We start from the raw sequence: 15,099 nt of genomic DNA, 5'->3' as shown, positions 1-15,099 counted from the left end.
TTATTCTCCCCTGCTCCCCTGCTCCCCTGCCCCCCTCCCCTACTCCCTATTCCCCACTTCCCAGCACCCAATCAACTAGCGTCCGAACGCCGTAGCCAGTTGCCCCAGCGCTGTTGTAGCCATTTTCTTTATCTGTCCACACTGGGCCAGCAATATCTATGTGCGCCCAAGGGGTTTGTTTGACAAATTGCTTGAGGAAAAGGGCTGCGGTGATTGCACCACCAGGACGCGGCCCTGTATTTTTCATATCCGCGATACCAGACTTTAAGCCTTCAAAATATTTTTCTTCCATTGGCATCCGCCAAATCTTTTCTCCTGAAGTTTCCGCAGCTTTTTCGATTTGGGAAGCGACACCTTCATCGGGAGTGTACAAACCGGCAATATCATCACCCAAGGCAATGACATTGGCACCAGTCAGGGTAGCTAAATCCACGATCGCATCTAATCCCAATTTGTCGGCATACACCAAGGCATCTGCTAGGGTCAAACGTCCTTCAGCGTCGGTGTTGTTGACTTCGATTGTTTTGCCGTTTGATGCTGTCAGAATGTCTCCAGGGTGCATGGCGTGACCGCTAATCATGTTTTCAGCCGCTGCTGAGATGAAGTGAACTTCAACATCTGGCTTAATTTGAGCAATTGCTTTTGCTGCCCCCAAGGTAGCAGCTGCACCCCCCATATCCATCTTCATGGTTTCGATGCCGCTACCAGCACCTTTAATATTGAGTCCGCCGGAATCGAAGGTTACACCTTTACCAATAATTGCTAATTTCTTTTTGGGTGTGCCTTCTGGCTTGTAAGTTAGGTGAATAAATTTCGGTGGCAACTCTGAACCTTGCGATACTCCCAAAAAAGCACCCATACCCAACTTTTCACAGTCTTCTTTTTCCAGAATTTCTACTTGTAAACCGTATTCCTTGGCGATCGCTTGAGCAGTTTCGGCTAAGGTAATTGGTGTGACTGCATTAGCTGGTGCTGCGACTAATTGCCGTGCCAAATTTACCCCGGAAACAATTTGATTGGCGCGGGTGATGGCGGCTTCTTGTCCATCAAAACCCAGTAAATCTACACTTTCTATTTGTGAACCTTTATCTTCTGGTTCGGATTTAAAGCGAATATCTTGGTAAAGTGCTAATTCCACACCTTCGGCGATCGCTTGGGCACTGGCTGCTGGATCGTTATTCCACAATGGAAAACTAAAACCCAAAATTTTGCTTTTCTGCTTTTTTCCTACCCTAGCTACAGCCGCAGCAGCACGGCGCAGAGTATCTAGTTTTAGTGCATCTGGTTTGCCTAAACCTACTAAAATCAATTTCCGCACTGGGCTACCAGCATTTACACGGGTGAAAATAGTGCTATTGGCTTTACCTTTAAATTCTTCTTCAGTAATCAGTTCTTTTAAGACTCCAGAAAACTTTTGATCTAAAGTAGCTAGTTCTCCGGTTAACTCTACTGCATCTTCAAATAATCCAATTGCCAAACTATCGCCTGCCCACTCTAGTAAAGGCTTATCACTAGGTTGAATTGTCATTTTGGGATTTTGTGTAAATATTCCTTCTTGTACCAGTATTGCTCAAAATTCTGGTTTCATGGTGAGGGGAGTTGGGAATGAGGGAGCAGGGGCCAGTAGCTATAATCCTGGATTTCTCACTTGTGAGAAATCCAAGGAGTGTGGGGGGTAAGACTTCTTCCCCACACTCCCCACACTCCTCTTTCCCCTCTGCCTACACTATGCGTGAGAAATCCGGGTAATGTTAGGGCTAAGAGTGTCAATCGATAATACGCTTGAAAATGTATGAAGTTTTAACCATAATAAATTAGTGGAATGGCAAGTTGAGTTTCATGATGATTTCGAGCCTGAGTTCAATGCTCTACCTCAAGAAGTAAAAAATGAGTTGCTTGCTACGGCTCAGGTATTAGAAATGTTTGGACCACAAGCAAAACGTCCTCATGTTGATACGCTCAAAGGGTCGAACTACGGAAACATGAAAGAGTTGCGATTCTCAGCTTTTGGTGGTGTTTGGCGTGTGGCGTTTGCTTTTGACCCATTGAGGCAAGCCATTTTATTGGTAGCAGGTGACAAATCCGGCGTTAGCAAAAAACTTTTTTATAAACACTTAATTCAAAAGGCTGATGCACGGTACAAGAGCCATCTTAAAAAACTAAAAGAAGAAGTTAGGGTTTGGGATTTAAGTCTCAAATAAAAAATAAAAAGTACAAGAGCCATCTTAAAAAACTAAAAGAAGAAGGGTAAGAAGAATGGGCAAAAGCCTAAGAGCAAAAATTAAAGAACAACCAATAGAAAACCAAATAAAAATTGAAAGCCGCGCTCAAGAATTAATAACTCAGGAATTAACTAGGCAAAAACTTAGATTAGATAAAAGGAAAAGGTTTAAAAAAAGAGAGGTAGTTATATTTGGAAAAAAATTAATGATAGAACATTAATTTAGTAAAACACTAGAAAAGCCTGCCAAGCCGTTGGAGTTTGGCAGGCTTTAAAGTTATTAAAAATGGCTAGTTTTGTGTCTGATACTAGTGAACTGCGCTCATAACTCCACTTTTTTACCTCCTCTGCCTAATGCCCTATGCCCCAATTCCATTTTTGTCAATGTTAAATTTTCTGGCGATCGCTGCGATTATTTCTTGCTCAAGTGCTGTAGTCTTATTGTCAAGCTGGGCAATTTTTTCACACTGAACGAGCAAGGGTATAGCAAAATCACGATTCAGCTGATTGAGCAGTATATCTAAAGACTTAGGTGATTTGATATTTTGGGCAATGGCATCCAACGAGGTAGGACTGAGTTTTACAGCTTGTAATTCTGGCAAAATTTCTTCCAAAGTCTTATCTGGATGGCTAGCCAAAATCATGTGAACTAAGATTTGATCCATGACGGCTTCTTGAGCGATCGCACTTTCTAGATACTTTTCACTTTCGGCTTTTAATGTTGCTAATGTCTGTGGCGATTCCAGAGAAGTAGATTCATCCAGCTTGGTTTCGTAAAATCTACAAGCAGCATACCCCAATGAATAGATCATCGTTGCATTTGAACTAGCTCCAATAACTGCACCCGCCAAGGGCACATTTCGCAGCAAGCCTAATCCCGCAGCTTTCAACAAACGCCCTCCACCCAAAGCCAACCCAAAAATTGCTAAAATTTCACCTTTGCGGGCAGGATCTTTTAAATCTAGCCCGTAGACAGATGCAATTTGATAAAGCATTTCTGACTGCAATTTTGTAGTTGCTGTTAAATCAATTGCCAATAATGCCACTGCTATTCCTGGCAAAATGCTAGTAGCTAGTCCAACTGTGGCTGCTTGAGTTGCTTTTTCCACCATGATTCGGTGAGCAAGCTGGCTAGGTGATTCATTTGGATACTGTTTCTTGAGCTTGTTTACCGCCGCTTCTGCTTGTTCTAAATCAACAAGGTTACTATCGTTAATCAGCCAATTGAGATTTAAGACTCCAGATAGTTTTCTAATCAGCCAATTTTCGCTGAGGCGATTCACAAACTGACCGCTAGTTTGAGTTGTTTGCTCAATAAACTTGTGTGTTTCTTTTGCCGTCGCTTCTCCCACCCCTACTGCTGTATCTAAAACTGCTTGGCCAGTCTGAACAACAGTTTTAACAAAAGACTCTACTATAGACGGTTCATTTTCTATTGATGATTGAGCCTGAATTCCTGCTTCTGAAGTTTCTCTGGGTGAATTAACTAATTTATTCACCTCTATTTTTTGGGGTTTATCTGCCATTGCTTGACACCATCTTGTAAAGCCTCTCTTTTGGTTGTAGCGAAGTTTGAGGGGCTTTGACATCTCTCAATAAGTACAATTCGTCAGAGTAAATAGGAATTATTCTGAGCTTTAACTATAGACATAAGATGGATGACAGAGGTTTTGATTTTACCACTGATAACCTAATGTCAAAAACATTTGAACTTCTAAAATAGTGAGCATTTCTGGAACAAGAACGCCCATTTTTCTTGGTAATATTGTTCGATCAATTACCAGCAATTAAATATTCTTATGTAAGTAATTCTGTATATTCATCTAATCCTACCTCAGCTATCAGCTTTACTTTCTAAAAAGTCGTTATCCTTAAGAATTTCATAGAGATTAGTATCTTGCTCTAGCAAACAAGCGTGTCCGCAATTGGGCAACACTACAATCTTGTTATTTGGTAAGATGTTCCCTATCCGGTTCACTTCATTTACAGAAGGTAAAAGGCGATCGCTAGCACCAGCAATTAACAAAACTGGTTGAGTTAAACGCCTTAACTTTTCCTCATCAATATCAAACTCTCGCAGTAAAGACAACCGCCAAAGAACGGTTTCGACTGGGACAGAACGCATCGTTTTTAGCAAATCGTGGCGATCGCTGCGAGAAATGCGTGACAAAGATGCTAAAAATGGCAACAAGCCTAGTGCGCCAACATCATACAATCCTGATGGCACTAAGTAAGTTAGCTGGGATGCCCAACTTAACCAAGGGCGAAGATGAAAGGACGAAGCTGGATTAATTAGGATAATTCGCTTAAATAAATGGGGTGCTTGGATTGCCACTTTCATAGCCAAGCAACCACCAAAGGACTCACCACACAAGTAAACTGGTCTTTGAGAACTTTTTTCTAATTCGGCGTCGATCAAGTCCAATACACTCTTAGTTAGGGCATCCCAAGTGTTAAGGTCTTTCCGAGGGAGCGCCAAAGAGCGCACATCAAAGCCAGTTTCTAATCCAGCGGTTTGCGATCGCAATAGTTGACCAGTTCCATCCATTCCTGGCAAATATACCAATAGCGGATACTCTGGCTGTACTCGTTTAGGAGTCAGAAAACAAGGGTTTAGCTCAACTTCTGTGATAGTCATTGGTCACTCGTACTGAGCGTAGTCGAAGTATTGGTCATTAGTCATTAGTCAATGGTATAAAACTTTTGGACTGCGAATTGTTGCTTTTATTAGCTTCGGTACTTTTGAGCAAAAACAAAAAAATCTCGGAACAAGCTACTCAAAGTTGTGCAGACAATCCAAAATTGTTCGACTGAGCGGCTTGCCTTGAGCGTTCGCGTAGCGTCTCGTAGAGAAGTCGAAAGGAGCCGAAGTCCAAAATTGAATAGCTTTAATAGCAACCTTGAAGCAGTAAATTGCTAATTTCACCCTGACAGTGTTCTGTCAGTTCAGCCACAACAGTTCTGGCTTGTTTGCCGTGATATTTTTTATGATGTTGGGGCGTAATCCAATAAGGACGACCGATTAACACCGCAACTCGACGATAAATTACCAAGGGATGCCAACCATTTTGGTTAAATAAAGGTTCTGAAGGGTCGAATACACTTAAAAGTCTTAATGGGAAGCCATTGGTGTTTACTTCTTCTAAGGAAGCGATCGCGATCGGTAAAATAGCTAAATCCTGCACATTCGCTCGTAATGCCAAATGGGCAAATCCCCGCTGAAACTCACCCACTTGGCTTGGCTGAGTAAATTTCACCATTGGTGCAGTCCCTTCTGGAAATACTCCCACCATCTGCTTGGATTGCAATAGCACCTGTGACTGCGAAAAAAAGCTTTGCTGGCGGTTTTGAGTATCTTCCAAGGGAAAACACCCCAATTGACCGGTGACAATCTCTCGCATGACTGGAACTTGTCCCATGTAGTGATGGCAAGCAAAGCGAATCGGACTCGATAACGCTGCCATTAAAATCAGTGCATCCATAAAGCTGCGGTGATTGCTGACTACCAAGACGCTCGCATCCTGGGGAATGCGGTCTTCGTAATAGCGGAACATTTGCGTTGAGAATGCCGCCACCAAAGCGCGAGAAATCTCTAGGGGGCTATTTCCACTCATACCTAATCAATATATTTTCCGGTAAATATGGCAATTTGTCTTAATTTAATTTTTACATTTCTTTACTAATGCCATGACCGTCTTAAGATAGAAATATCTAATCTACAAAAGCAACTAGATTTTCTGTATTCTTGATTATGTATTCTCGATCACAATAATATCATCTAATAGAAACTATTCGAAAAAATTATGATTAGTGAATTTCCATTTTTTAGGTAAAAATGAGTTTAATTGATGCATATTACAAAACAATTTTGGACTTGATAAATTTGCTAGTATGAAGATGTTATTGGAAAAAATGGTAATAATGTTGTATAATTGCCTGGTTTTGCCGATAAAAGGTAAGATGTAAAACGTTTTAATAAGTTAATTTTTATTTTGTATGAATCTAGTGAATAAAAAAGAATTGACATTTGCGCTGACCACACCCCTATATTATGTAAACGATGTTCCTCATATAGGTAGTGCTTATACGACGATCGCAGCCGATGTAGTGGCACGATTTCAGAGATTACTGGGACATCAAGTATTACTAATTACAGGTACAGATGAACATGGGCAAAAAATTCAGCGATCGGCAGAAAGTTTAGGGAAAGGGCCACAAGAATTTTGTGATGAAATTGTCCCTAGTTTCGTGAGTTTATGGCAATTATTAGATATTCAATACGATCGCTTTAGTCGGACTACTGCGCCTCGTCATCAAGCGATCGTGAAAGAATTCTTTGAGCGAGTCTGGGAATCTGGTGATATTTACCAAGGACAACAACAAGGCTGGTACTGCGTATCTTGCGAAGAATTCAAAGAAGAACGGGATCTGCTAGAAGGACACCGTTGCCCAATTCATACTAACAAAGAAGTGGAGTGGCGAGACGAACAAAACTATTTTTTCCGCTTATCCAAATACCAAACTAAGCTGACAGAATTTTATCAATCTAAACCAGATTTTATTCAACCAGAAAGTCGGCGCAACGAAGTCCTCAGCTTTGTCAATCAAGGACTGCAAGACTTTTCCATTTCACGAGTGAATTTAGATTGGGGTTTTCCCGTACCAGTCGATCCCAAGCACACTCTCTATGTCTGGTTTGATGCGCTGCTAGGTTATGTCACAGCATTACTAGAACCAGATGCAGAACCGACTTTAGCAAATGCGTTAGAAACATGGTGGCCAATCAACCTGCACCTAATTGGTAAAGATATTCTCCGCTTCCATGCAGTTTACTGGCCAGCAATGCTGTTGTCGGCAGGCTTACCCTTGCCAGAGAGAGTCTTTGGGCATGGCTTTTTGACTAAAGATGGTCAAAAGATGGGCAAAAGTCTGGGTAACACCCTTGATCCTGTGGCGTTAGTTAAGAGCTATGGTAGTGATGCCGTTCGTTATTACTTCCTTAAGGAAATCGAATTTGGCAAAGATGGAGATTTTAATGAAGTAAGGTTCATTAATGTTCTGAATGCAGATTTGGCAAATGATTTAGGTAATTTGCTCAATCGTACCTTGAGCATGGTGAAAAAGTACTGCGCCCAGAATAATGTCCCATCAATCGGCAATGAAGCGATTCCTGACGAAAATCCTTTGAAAGCAATTGGTTTACGTTTAGGGGAACAGGTAAAACAAGCATACCAAGAGCTAGCTTTCAGTCAAGCCTGCGTGGCCATACTTTCACTGGCACAAGCCAGTAATAAGTTTATTGATGAACAGGCTCCTTGGTCATTATATAAACAGGGACAGCAGGAGTCGGTGGAAAAGGTTCTCTACGCAGTTCTAGAATCAGTTAGACTAGCAGCTTATCTGCTATCCCCAATTATTCCGAACATCAGCAGCGATATTTATCAGCAGCTGGGTTTTGGAATAAACTTTAACGATCTACAAAGTTCAGTAACTGCTCCTTTTGCCATCCATGCTAAATGGGGGCTACTATCGAGCAAACAACAGTTGGGTACACCCCAACCGATTTTTAAGCGAATAGAACCCCCGAAAAACGATTAGTCCTTATCAAACTCTGATTTTGTTCAATTTTTTATTTTCTCACAAAATTTATCGTGGCTCAATTTAAATTAGCCGCAGAACATTATCATAAGCCGCTGTGACTAGCATCTAAAAGTTGGTAATTTGTATCAAAAATAACAGGGATAAAAATTGAGGTATCACAATGATGTTGAATAATTTGGAAAATGATTCAATCTTTACGCCAGAACAGGTTTTGGAGAATCGGGGTAGGGTCGCCATATTTATTGATGGCTCAAATTTATTTTACGCTGCACTGCAACTAGGTATTGAAATAGATTACACGAAGCTATTATGTCGATTAACAGGAGGTTCTAGATTACTGCGTTCTTTTTTCTACACTGGTGTAGATCGGACAAACGAGAAGCAACAGGGGTTTTTGCTATGGATGCGTCGCAATGGCTATCGAGTCATTGCTAAAGATTTAGTCCAGCTACCAGATGGCTCTAAAAAAGCTAACCTGGATGTAGAAATAGCAGTAGACATGATGGCGTTAGTAGATTCTTATGATACCGCAGTTTTAGTTAGCGGTGATGGAGATTTGGCTTATGCGGTCAATTCAGTCAGCTATCGTGGCGTGCGGGTAGAAGTTGTGAGCTTGCGTTCCATGACTAGTGACAGCTTAATCAATGTAAGCGATCGCTACATTGATTTAGAAGCCATCAAAGAAGATATTCAAAAAACTCCTCGCCAAAGCTATCCATACCGGCCATTATCTGGGATCGGTTTTTTGGAAGACCCCAGAACTAGTGATGGACACCTAGAAATCCAAGAATAATGACGTATCAATTTCATAAAAGAGGGAGATGGGAAAAGAGAAAAATTCAAAATTTCTCCCCCACTCCCTCCTTTCTTATTTTATCTTTGACCTTTTTCTTGGTATTTGCTTTAGTTGGCTGCGGGGGCAAATCCCCCCCAGCTTCCCAACAAAATACTGCGGATTCCTCTAACAAAGATAGCAATTTGACTTTCTTTGATGTCACCTTAGAACAAGCAGATGAAGTGGGAAGACCAATTTGGAAAGTCAGGGCTAAAACCGCAAAATACACCAAAGAAAAACAAATTGGTCAGGCTGAAAGTCCTTATGGTGAACTATATCAAGATGGCAAAATTGTTTACCAAATAAAGGCAGATGTAGCAGACATTGAACAAGATGGGAAGCAGTTGTTTCTGAAAGGTAAGATATTTGCCACAGATCCTAGTAATGGGATTGTGTTGCAAGGTAATGAATTAGAATGGCGTCCTAAAGAAGATTTGTTGATTGTTCGTAACAAGATTAACGGCACCCATAAAAAACTACAAGCAGTCGCGCAGGAAGTGCGAGTAAAAACCCGCGAACAGCGGATGGAATTTTCTGGAGGAGTGGTAGCAAATTCTATCGATCCCCAGATGCAAGTGAGAACTGAACATTTAATCTGGAATATTAAAGAAGAAAAACTGATTGGCGATCGCCCCCTAGAAATTGACCGCTACAAAGATAATAAAATTAGCGATCGCGGCAAGGGAAATTCTGCCGAAGTTAACTTAAAAACAAAAATTGCCACTGTCCAAAATAATGCTCAACTAGAATTACTAGATCCACCAATGCAAATAGCTAGTAACTCTATGACCTGGAACATGAACACAGAAACTGTCACCACAAACTCTCCCACACGAATGTTCCATCGTGCCGAAAATGTCACAGTGACAGCTAATCAAGGTGAAATGAAAATACCGCAAAAAACCGTTTACTTAAAAGGTAACGTCAATGCTATTGGTCAGCGTCGCCAGTCTCTAAGATCCAATACACTAACTTGGTATTTAGACAATAAGTTAGTTGAAGCTCAGGGAAATGTTGTTTACCGACAAATTGACCCACCATTAAATTTTGTGGGTGAGACAGCAGTTGGTAATCTGCAAACAGAAAATATTGTTGTCAAAGGTGGCAGTTCTAGCGGTAGGGTAGTAACGGAGATTATTCCTCAAGAAAAAGCCAATCGTCAGCAATAAAGTTAGGTGAATGGGGCCCACCCAGAAATTTTGGGTTGGTCGAGTACTAGATTATGATCTTAGTAATACAAGTCTTTTGATAGCCCATGAATGGATCAAACCGATTAGGTAAGGAATCCTTGCCAACATCCCAGCAAGTAGAACATTCCCACTATCACGATACAGACCACGAGCATACAGATCGTACTTATGGGACTAGAGAGCCGGCTCATCCTCACATCCATAGCGAAGAGTCTTTACGGCGAATTGTCAATCGATTATCGCGTATAGAAGGACATGTTCGTGGTATTAAGGCAATGGTGCAGCAAAGTACCCCTTGTCCTGATGTTCTACTGCAAATTGCCGCAGTGCGGGGCGCATTAGATCGAGTCGCGCGAATTGTTTTGGATGAACATTTAACTGAGTGTATTGGTAGAGCCGCACAAGAGGGTAATATTGACGTTGAAATTAAACAGTTAAAGGCTGCTTTAGATCGATTTTTACCTTAAATTCAAAAAAATAATCTAGAGTGCATTCGCAAAATTAGTGATGCACTAGCAGCGATACATCAAAATTCAATAGTGCATCGTGACATTCACCCCATCAACATCATATTGCAAACTGGTAGACAACCTATTTTTATAGACTTTCCTTTGTTGACTTTTTCTAAGAGGATGTTTGAAAAGTGATATGTTGTGATTTTAATAGAATTATTACCCCCCTTAATCCCCCCTTATAAAGGGGGGGAAACAGGAAAATCCGGTTCCCTCCCCTTTATAAGGGGAGGGTTAGGGTGGGGTAAAAAAATATTTGATACATCAATCATGACTTTTCAAACAACCTCTAAGAGGCAACGAGGAAAAAACTTATTCCATCAGATAATATGCTGTGCAACGACGATGGTTTTTAGCTAGACTATGATTCTCAAAAATTATCAATTTCATTATTCTTTAATTGGCACTCTAGATAAACCACTAATTCTTTTTTTGCATGGCTTCATGGGTAACATTGATGAATTTGATGAAGCCATAAAATTACTATTTAACGAATTTTCCTATTTAACACTTGATCTCCCCGGACATGGCAAAACTCAAGTTTTGGGTGAGGACGAATACTATACAATTGCAAACACTGCTCATGCTTTAATCAACTTATTAGATGAGTTAAAAATTGCCAAATGCTTTTTAGTTGGTTATTCAATGGGTGGAAGATTGGCTTTATACCTAGCCCTGCATTTTCCAGAACGTTTTCATAAAGTTGTTCTAGAGTCAGCTTCGCCAGGTTTGCCGACAGAAGCAGAACGATTAGAACGCATTAAACTTGATACTCAAATCGGCAGAAAATTAACAAGAAGTCTTGAAAAAAGCGATTTTGCCACTTTTATATCAAATTGGTACAATCAGCCGATTTTTGGTTATATAAAAAATCATCCAGAATACGATCGCATGGCAGAAAGCCGGTTGCAGAATAATCCACAGGAATTAGATAAATCACTGCGCTTTATGGGTACTGGATGTCAACCTTCTTTATGGGAAAAGCTACAATTCAATACAGTTCCCATGTTTTTACTAGTCGGTGAATACGATCAAAAATTTATATATATTAATACAGAAATAGCTAAAATATGTGAATTTGCTCAGATAAAAATAATTAGAAATGCTGGACACAATATCCATTTTGAAAATACTTTGGCATTTGTGGAAAATATCAAAAGTTTTTTGTCCACAGCAAGTTAAAAATTAGGATAACCTTACTACTTTTTTACTGCCTTGCTAGAAGGAGTTGGGGATGGTGGCAAATTCGGCGCTATTGGTTGTTTGTCTGCGGTTAATTCCTCTTGTAACATTTTCTGATAAACCTTGGGCAAAGAGTTACTCACAGAATTAGTTTCTATGCCATATCCCAAACTTGTCCAAGTGGGAGAGAGTCGCCGCAAAACATCATTTAACTTTCCCTGACGCAACTGTTGAGAAATATCAGTTCCCCAAACTTTAGAATCATTTAACCAACGGTAAACTACTACATCTTGATATTCTGCTTCAAAACTATAAGCAGTCCAAAACATCATCTGCATCGGCTTTGGGTGATAACGAGGGGCTAAACGATACCAAGTAATGTTGATAATTTGATATCTGCCAGCAGCGGTAGAACAATTACCTGTATTGGGGCCTGTGACAATTGTGACGCATATCTCAGGATGTCGGCTAAGATCGTTGACTTGCTGTCCACCGTATAACAGCGAATAGGGACGGTTTCCACTAGCCTCACTTGCCGAGATGGTTCGCATTAAAGCGCGGATATAAGGGTCGCCCTCTTTCATCACTAAAGGCGGCTGTTTATTTTCAAAGATGGGATCGGAAGGCGATCGCAAGTCTCCAATATACCATTGCAACAAATACACAAAGCCGAGAAGCGCGGCTATTGGGCCAATAAGTTTTTCAACACCTTTGAATTCAAAGCCTTTCAGAGTCTAACTCCTTTAAATTCACTCTTTTTGCTAACAAAAATCATCGACGAACTGATTCTAGTAAAGTTCATACCTGATTGTTAGTTATTATTTCTGATTTGCCCATTTTTTTAGGAATTAGCGAAAAAGAGTATAAATACAGGAGTTTGCAAGTAACTGAGGTAAAAAATGCAGGACTCACGCATCAGATATAAAGAGTTTCTACCTTCTGCCTCAAAACCCGTAGCTTTCTACTTTATGCAAAAGAAAACTACTGTAAGTATAGCAAGCGAGATACTCCCAAAAATCCCAACCCAGTATAAAATTAATCACTTTTAGTAGCATACGCCCTCAGTAATAATTGCTTCCTTGCTCAAATTGGGCGATAAGTCTATACAACCTTATTGCAAAGGTTTCGATTTAAGTTGACACCGATGCACATCTGTGATCCCTTACAAAAGGTCTGTATTACGACCGATTGAGAACTGTAATCAGGGAGATTGGGTAATTAATGAGTCTGTTTCTCTAGCCCCGCATCAAATTCGTATCTTAAAATACCAGGAATTTCCTGAAGACACTGGAGATAACAAATGTTACTGTGGGCTAGTTGAAAACCAAGAGGCAGATAACCTTTACCAATATTGAATCTGCTTTGTGTTTTTACACAATAGTCATAGTCATGGGCACAATATTCAAGTAGCTTGAAATATGAAAATCACTCGTATTCTCCACCAGTTTGAAAAACTATGGTTAACCGTTTTACTTCCGTGAGTACTGCTCTCACACTTAAGGTAGTTGGAATAATCTGCATTTTGTCCTTTTTCGTTGACTTTTTGATTCTGTTGTTACCCTTTCAACCCACCGATCGGGTATGGCAAATCAATTTGGGAACAGCGCTTGTCGATCGAGGAATTGTTCCTCTAGTCGGTTTGGGGCTTCTGTTTGCTGCCTATTGGATTGAGAATGCTGATGCAGCAAGCGATCGCCCCCAAGGTATCGATTTAAGATTTCCCGCCGCGATTATCTCAAGTATTTTAGGGTTAATGTTCTTGCTGATTTTTCCCCTGCACCTAAATAACGTCAATCAAGCCAAGACTCAAACACTCAACCGAATCACCCAAGAAGCAGATCAGGCAGAAACTCAACTAAACACTCGATTATCGCAATTGCAAGCACAAATAGCTACTGAGCAAGGAAAAGCGCAACTAGACCAGCTGCGAAACCAAACCAAAGCTCAGTTTAGTGAAATCCTCAAAGATGACCAAAAATATAAGCAAGCACTTGAAAGCCCTCAAATTCCCGCAAATATCAAAGAGTTACTGAAGAAGGCTAAAACAGATCCCCAAGCACTTGACAAAGCTATCGAACAACAAACAGATGTTAAAACGCTGCAAACTCAACAACTGAGCCAACTTCGCCAGCGCCGAGACGAAGCACAGCAACAAGCTAAAGATACTGCTTGGAAGTCGGGACTGCGGATTGGTATTAGCAGTTTGCTATTGTCCATTGGTTACATTATCATCGGCTGGACAAGCTTAAGAGGTAGGGGTGCTGTACAAGGTGGTAAACCTAGAACTGCCGCACGCTAATCTACTATTGGCATGGCAGTAAGAAGTATCCCAAAATTATTGACGACTGATACTGCCATGCGCCTAATAGCTAATAACAATAACAAGGCAATTATCACTGACTAAAATCGCTATAAAACTTGAGTAATGTTCTCAATTTACATACTGACATATAACGAAGAACTAGATATTGCTGCTTGTATCGAATCGGCGATGTTATCAGATGACATCATTGTTGTGGATTCATGCAGTAGCGATCGCACTGTGGAAATCGCCAGTCGCTATCCCATTCGCGTTGTCCAGCACGCTTTTGAAAGCCACGGACGCCAACGCACCTGGATGTTAGAGTCTATCCCCCCGAAGCATGAATGGGTTTATATCCTCGAAGCTGACGAGCGTATGACCCCAGAACTGTTTGCAGAATGCGAAAAGGCAAGTCAGAATACAGACTACATCGGTTACTACGTGGCTGAACGCGTCATGTTCATGAATCGTTGGATTCGCTACAGCACACAGTATCCGCGTTACCAAATGCGACTCTTCCGCCACGGAAAAGTGTGGTTTACAGACTACGGTCATACTGAGCGAGAAGTTTGTGAGGGTGCAACTAGCTTTTTAAAAGAAACATACCCACACTACACTTCTAGCAAAGGTTTGAGCCGCTGGATTGACAAGCACAACCGTTATTCTACGGATGAAGCTCAAGAAACATTGTATCAGTTAGAACAGGGAAAAGTTAGCTGGCAAGATTTATTCTTTGGCAAATCAGAAGTCGAAAGACGGCGTGCCCTGAAAGATTTGTCTTTACGTTTGCCCGCCAGACCGTTGCTACGGTTTATATATATGTATTTTATCTTAGGCGGATGTTTAGATGGACGCGCCGGAGTGGCTTGGTGTACATTGCAAGCATTCTACGAATACCTGATTTTGCTCAAAGTCTGGGAAATGAAGTATTTACCAAAACCTAATTTAGATGCAACAGCGATTTTGGTACAAGAGAGTACGCAACAGTTGCAGTGCGCGGATTCTGAAACTACACAGGTTGATGTGGCGTGAAGAGGGCTGGAGATTAGAAGGATTTCCCGGATAGCGATCGCAAAATCATAGGGCACACAGATGTGCTACACAGATCCCCGACTTCGTAAAAGTTGTCGGGGATCTTGTTTTTCATAATTCAAGACTAGAGTGCGATTCGTTGCCTAGTGAATCACGGTATCCAGTCCGTACATAACTAAGCCAGCCGGACAGCAGATTACTGTCACTAAAGGCTGAACTCTCGG

General features: G+C 41.0%; 15 protein-coding genes. 10 read left to right on the top strand and 5 right to left on the bottom strand.

Features of this window, described 5'->3' with window-relative positions:
- Positions 1–46: 46 nt before the first annotated feature.
- Complete coding sequence (locus tag V7K61_RS22965) at positions 47–1,528, bottom strand: leucyl aminopeptidase (protein WP_335056811.1); 1,482 nt, start codon at positions 1,526–1,528, stop codon at positions 47–49.
- Positions 1,529–1,817: 289 nt separating this feature from the next.
- Between V7K61_RS22965 and V7K61_RS22960 the strand changes: the two genes are divergently transcribed.
- Together V7K61_RS22960 and V7K61_RS22955 are read left to right on the top strand one after the other, a co-directional pair.
- Positions 1,818–2,201, top strand: a complete 384-nt coding sequence (locus V7K61_RS22960) for a type II toxin-antitoxin system RelE/ParE family toxin (protein ID WP_335056809.1) — start codon at positions 1,818–1,820, stop codon at positions 2,199–2,201.
- 55 nt (positions 2,202–2,256) lie between these two features.
- Entirely contained in the window at positions 2,257–2,442 is a 186-nt protein-coding gene (locus tag V7K61_RS22955) for a hypothetical protein (protein ID WP_335056807.1), read from the top strand.
- Positions 2,443–2,580: 138 nt separating this feature from the next.
- Here V7K61_RS22955 and V7K61_RS22950 read toward each other — a convergent pair whose 3' ends face one another.
- From V7K61_RS22950 to V7K61_RS22940, 3 genes are all read right to left on the bottom strand, one after another.
- Positions 2,581–3,747, bottom strand: a complete 1,167-nt coding sequence (locus tag V7K61_RS22950; RefSeq protein WP_335056949.1) for an EcsC family protein — start codon at positions 3,745–3,747, stop codon at positions 2,581–2,583.
- Between the two features lie 308 nt (positions 3,748–4,055).
- Positions 4,056–4,859 (bottom strand): alpha/beta fold hydrolase, encoded by an 804-nt coding sequence (locus V7K61_RS22945; RefSeq protein WP_335056805.1) that lies wholly within the window; start codon positions 4,857–4,859, stop codon positions 4,056–4,058.
- A 250-nt stretch (positions 4,860–5,109) separates the two neighbouring features.
- A complete protein-coding gene (locus tag V7K61_RS22940; RefSeq protein WP_289796729.1) occupies positions 5,110–5,835 on the bottom strand; it encodes a lysophospholipid acyltransferase family protein in 726 nt (241 codons plus the stop codon).
- Between the two features lie 382 nt (positions 5,836–6,217).
- On the opposite strand from V7K61_RS22940, the gene metG reads away from it, so the two are divergent.
- The 6 genes from metG (at position 6,218) to menH (ending at position 11,541) form a co-directional block, all read left to right on the top strand.
- A complete protein-coding gene (metG, locus tag V7K61_RS22935) occupies positions 6,218–7,819 on the top strand; it encodes a methionine--tRNA ligase (protein WP_335056803.1) in 1,602 nt (533 codons plus the stop codon).
- A gap of 166 nt (positions 7,820–7,985) precedes the next feature.
- Positions 7,986–8,615: a LabA-like NYN domain-containing protein gene (locus V7K61_RS22930; RefSeq protein WP_094348455.1), complete on the top strand. Its 630-nt coding sequence runs from the start codon at positions 7,986–7,988 to the stop codon at positions 8,613–8,615.
- Positions 8,615–9,826: an LPS export ABC transporter periplasmic protein LptC gene (lptC, locus tag V7K61_RS22925; RefSeq protein ID WP_335056801.1), complete on the top strand. Its 1,212-nt coding sequence runs from the start codon at positions 8,615–8,617 to the stop codon at positions 9,824–9,826. The genes V7K61_RS22930 and lptC overlap by 1 nt, the downstream gene beginning before the upstream one ends.
- A gap of 86 nt (positions 9,827–9,912) precedes the next feature.
- On the top strand, positions 9,913–10,314 hold the full coding sequence (locus tag V7K61_RS22920; protein WP_335056799.1) for a metal-sensitive transcriptional regulator: 402 nt from the start codon (positions 9,913–9,915) through the stop codon (positions 10,312–10,314).
- Positions 10,315–10,494, top strand: a complete 180-nt coding sequence (locus V7K61_RS34215) for a phosphotransferase (protein ID WP_442936356.1) — start codon at positions 10,315–10,317, stop codon at positions 10,492–10,494.
- 228 nt (positions 10,495–10,722) lie between these two features.
- The gene (menH, locus tag V7K61_RS22915) at positions 10,723–11,541 is read left to right on the top strand and encodes a 2-succinyl-6-hydroxy-2,4-cyclohexadiene-1-carboxylate synthase (protein WP_335056797.1); all 819 of its coding nucleotides are present in this window, start codon (positions 10,723–10,725) and stop codon (positions 11,539–11,541) included.
- A gap of 17 nt (positions 11,542–11,558) precedes the next feature.
- Here the strand turns inward: menH and V7K61_RS22910 are convergent, their stop codons facing one another.
- Positions 11,559–12,206 carry a glycoside hydrolase family 24 protein gene (locus V7K61_RS22910; protein ID WP_335056795.1) on the bottom strand — a complete coding sequence of 216 codons (648 nt, stop codon included), beginning with the start codon at positions 12,204–12,206 and terminating at the stop codon, positions 11,559–11,561.
- Positions 12,207–12,997: 791 nt separating this feature from the next.
- Here V7K61_RS22910 and hpsJ-B point away from each other — a divergent pair.
- The gene (gene hpsJ-B / locus V7K61_RS22905; RefSeq protein ID WP_335056793.1) at positions 12,998–13,840 is read left to right on the top strand and encodes a hormogonium polysaccharide biosynthesis protein HpsJ; all 843 of its coding nucleotides are present in this window, start codon (positions 12,998–13,000) and stop codon (positions 13,838–13,840) included.
- Positions 13,841–13,966: 126 nt separating this feature from the next.
- Positions 13,967–14,875: a glycosyltransferase family 2 protein gene (locus V7K61_RS22900; protein WP_335056791.1), complete on the top strand. Its 909-nt coding sequence runs from the start codon at positions 13,967–13,969 to the stop codon at positions 14,873–14,875.
- Positions 14,876–15,099: the final 224 nt, after the last annotated feature.

The sequence above is a fragment of the Nostoc sp. genome, from assembly GCF_036918015.1.
Classification (GTDB): Bacteria; Cyanobacteriota; Cyanobacteriia; order Cyanobacteriales; family Nostocaceae; genus Nostoc.
Note: the sequence above shows the minus strand (reverse complement) of the source record. Positions and strands in the feature narration are given on the sequence as shown.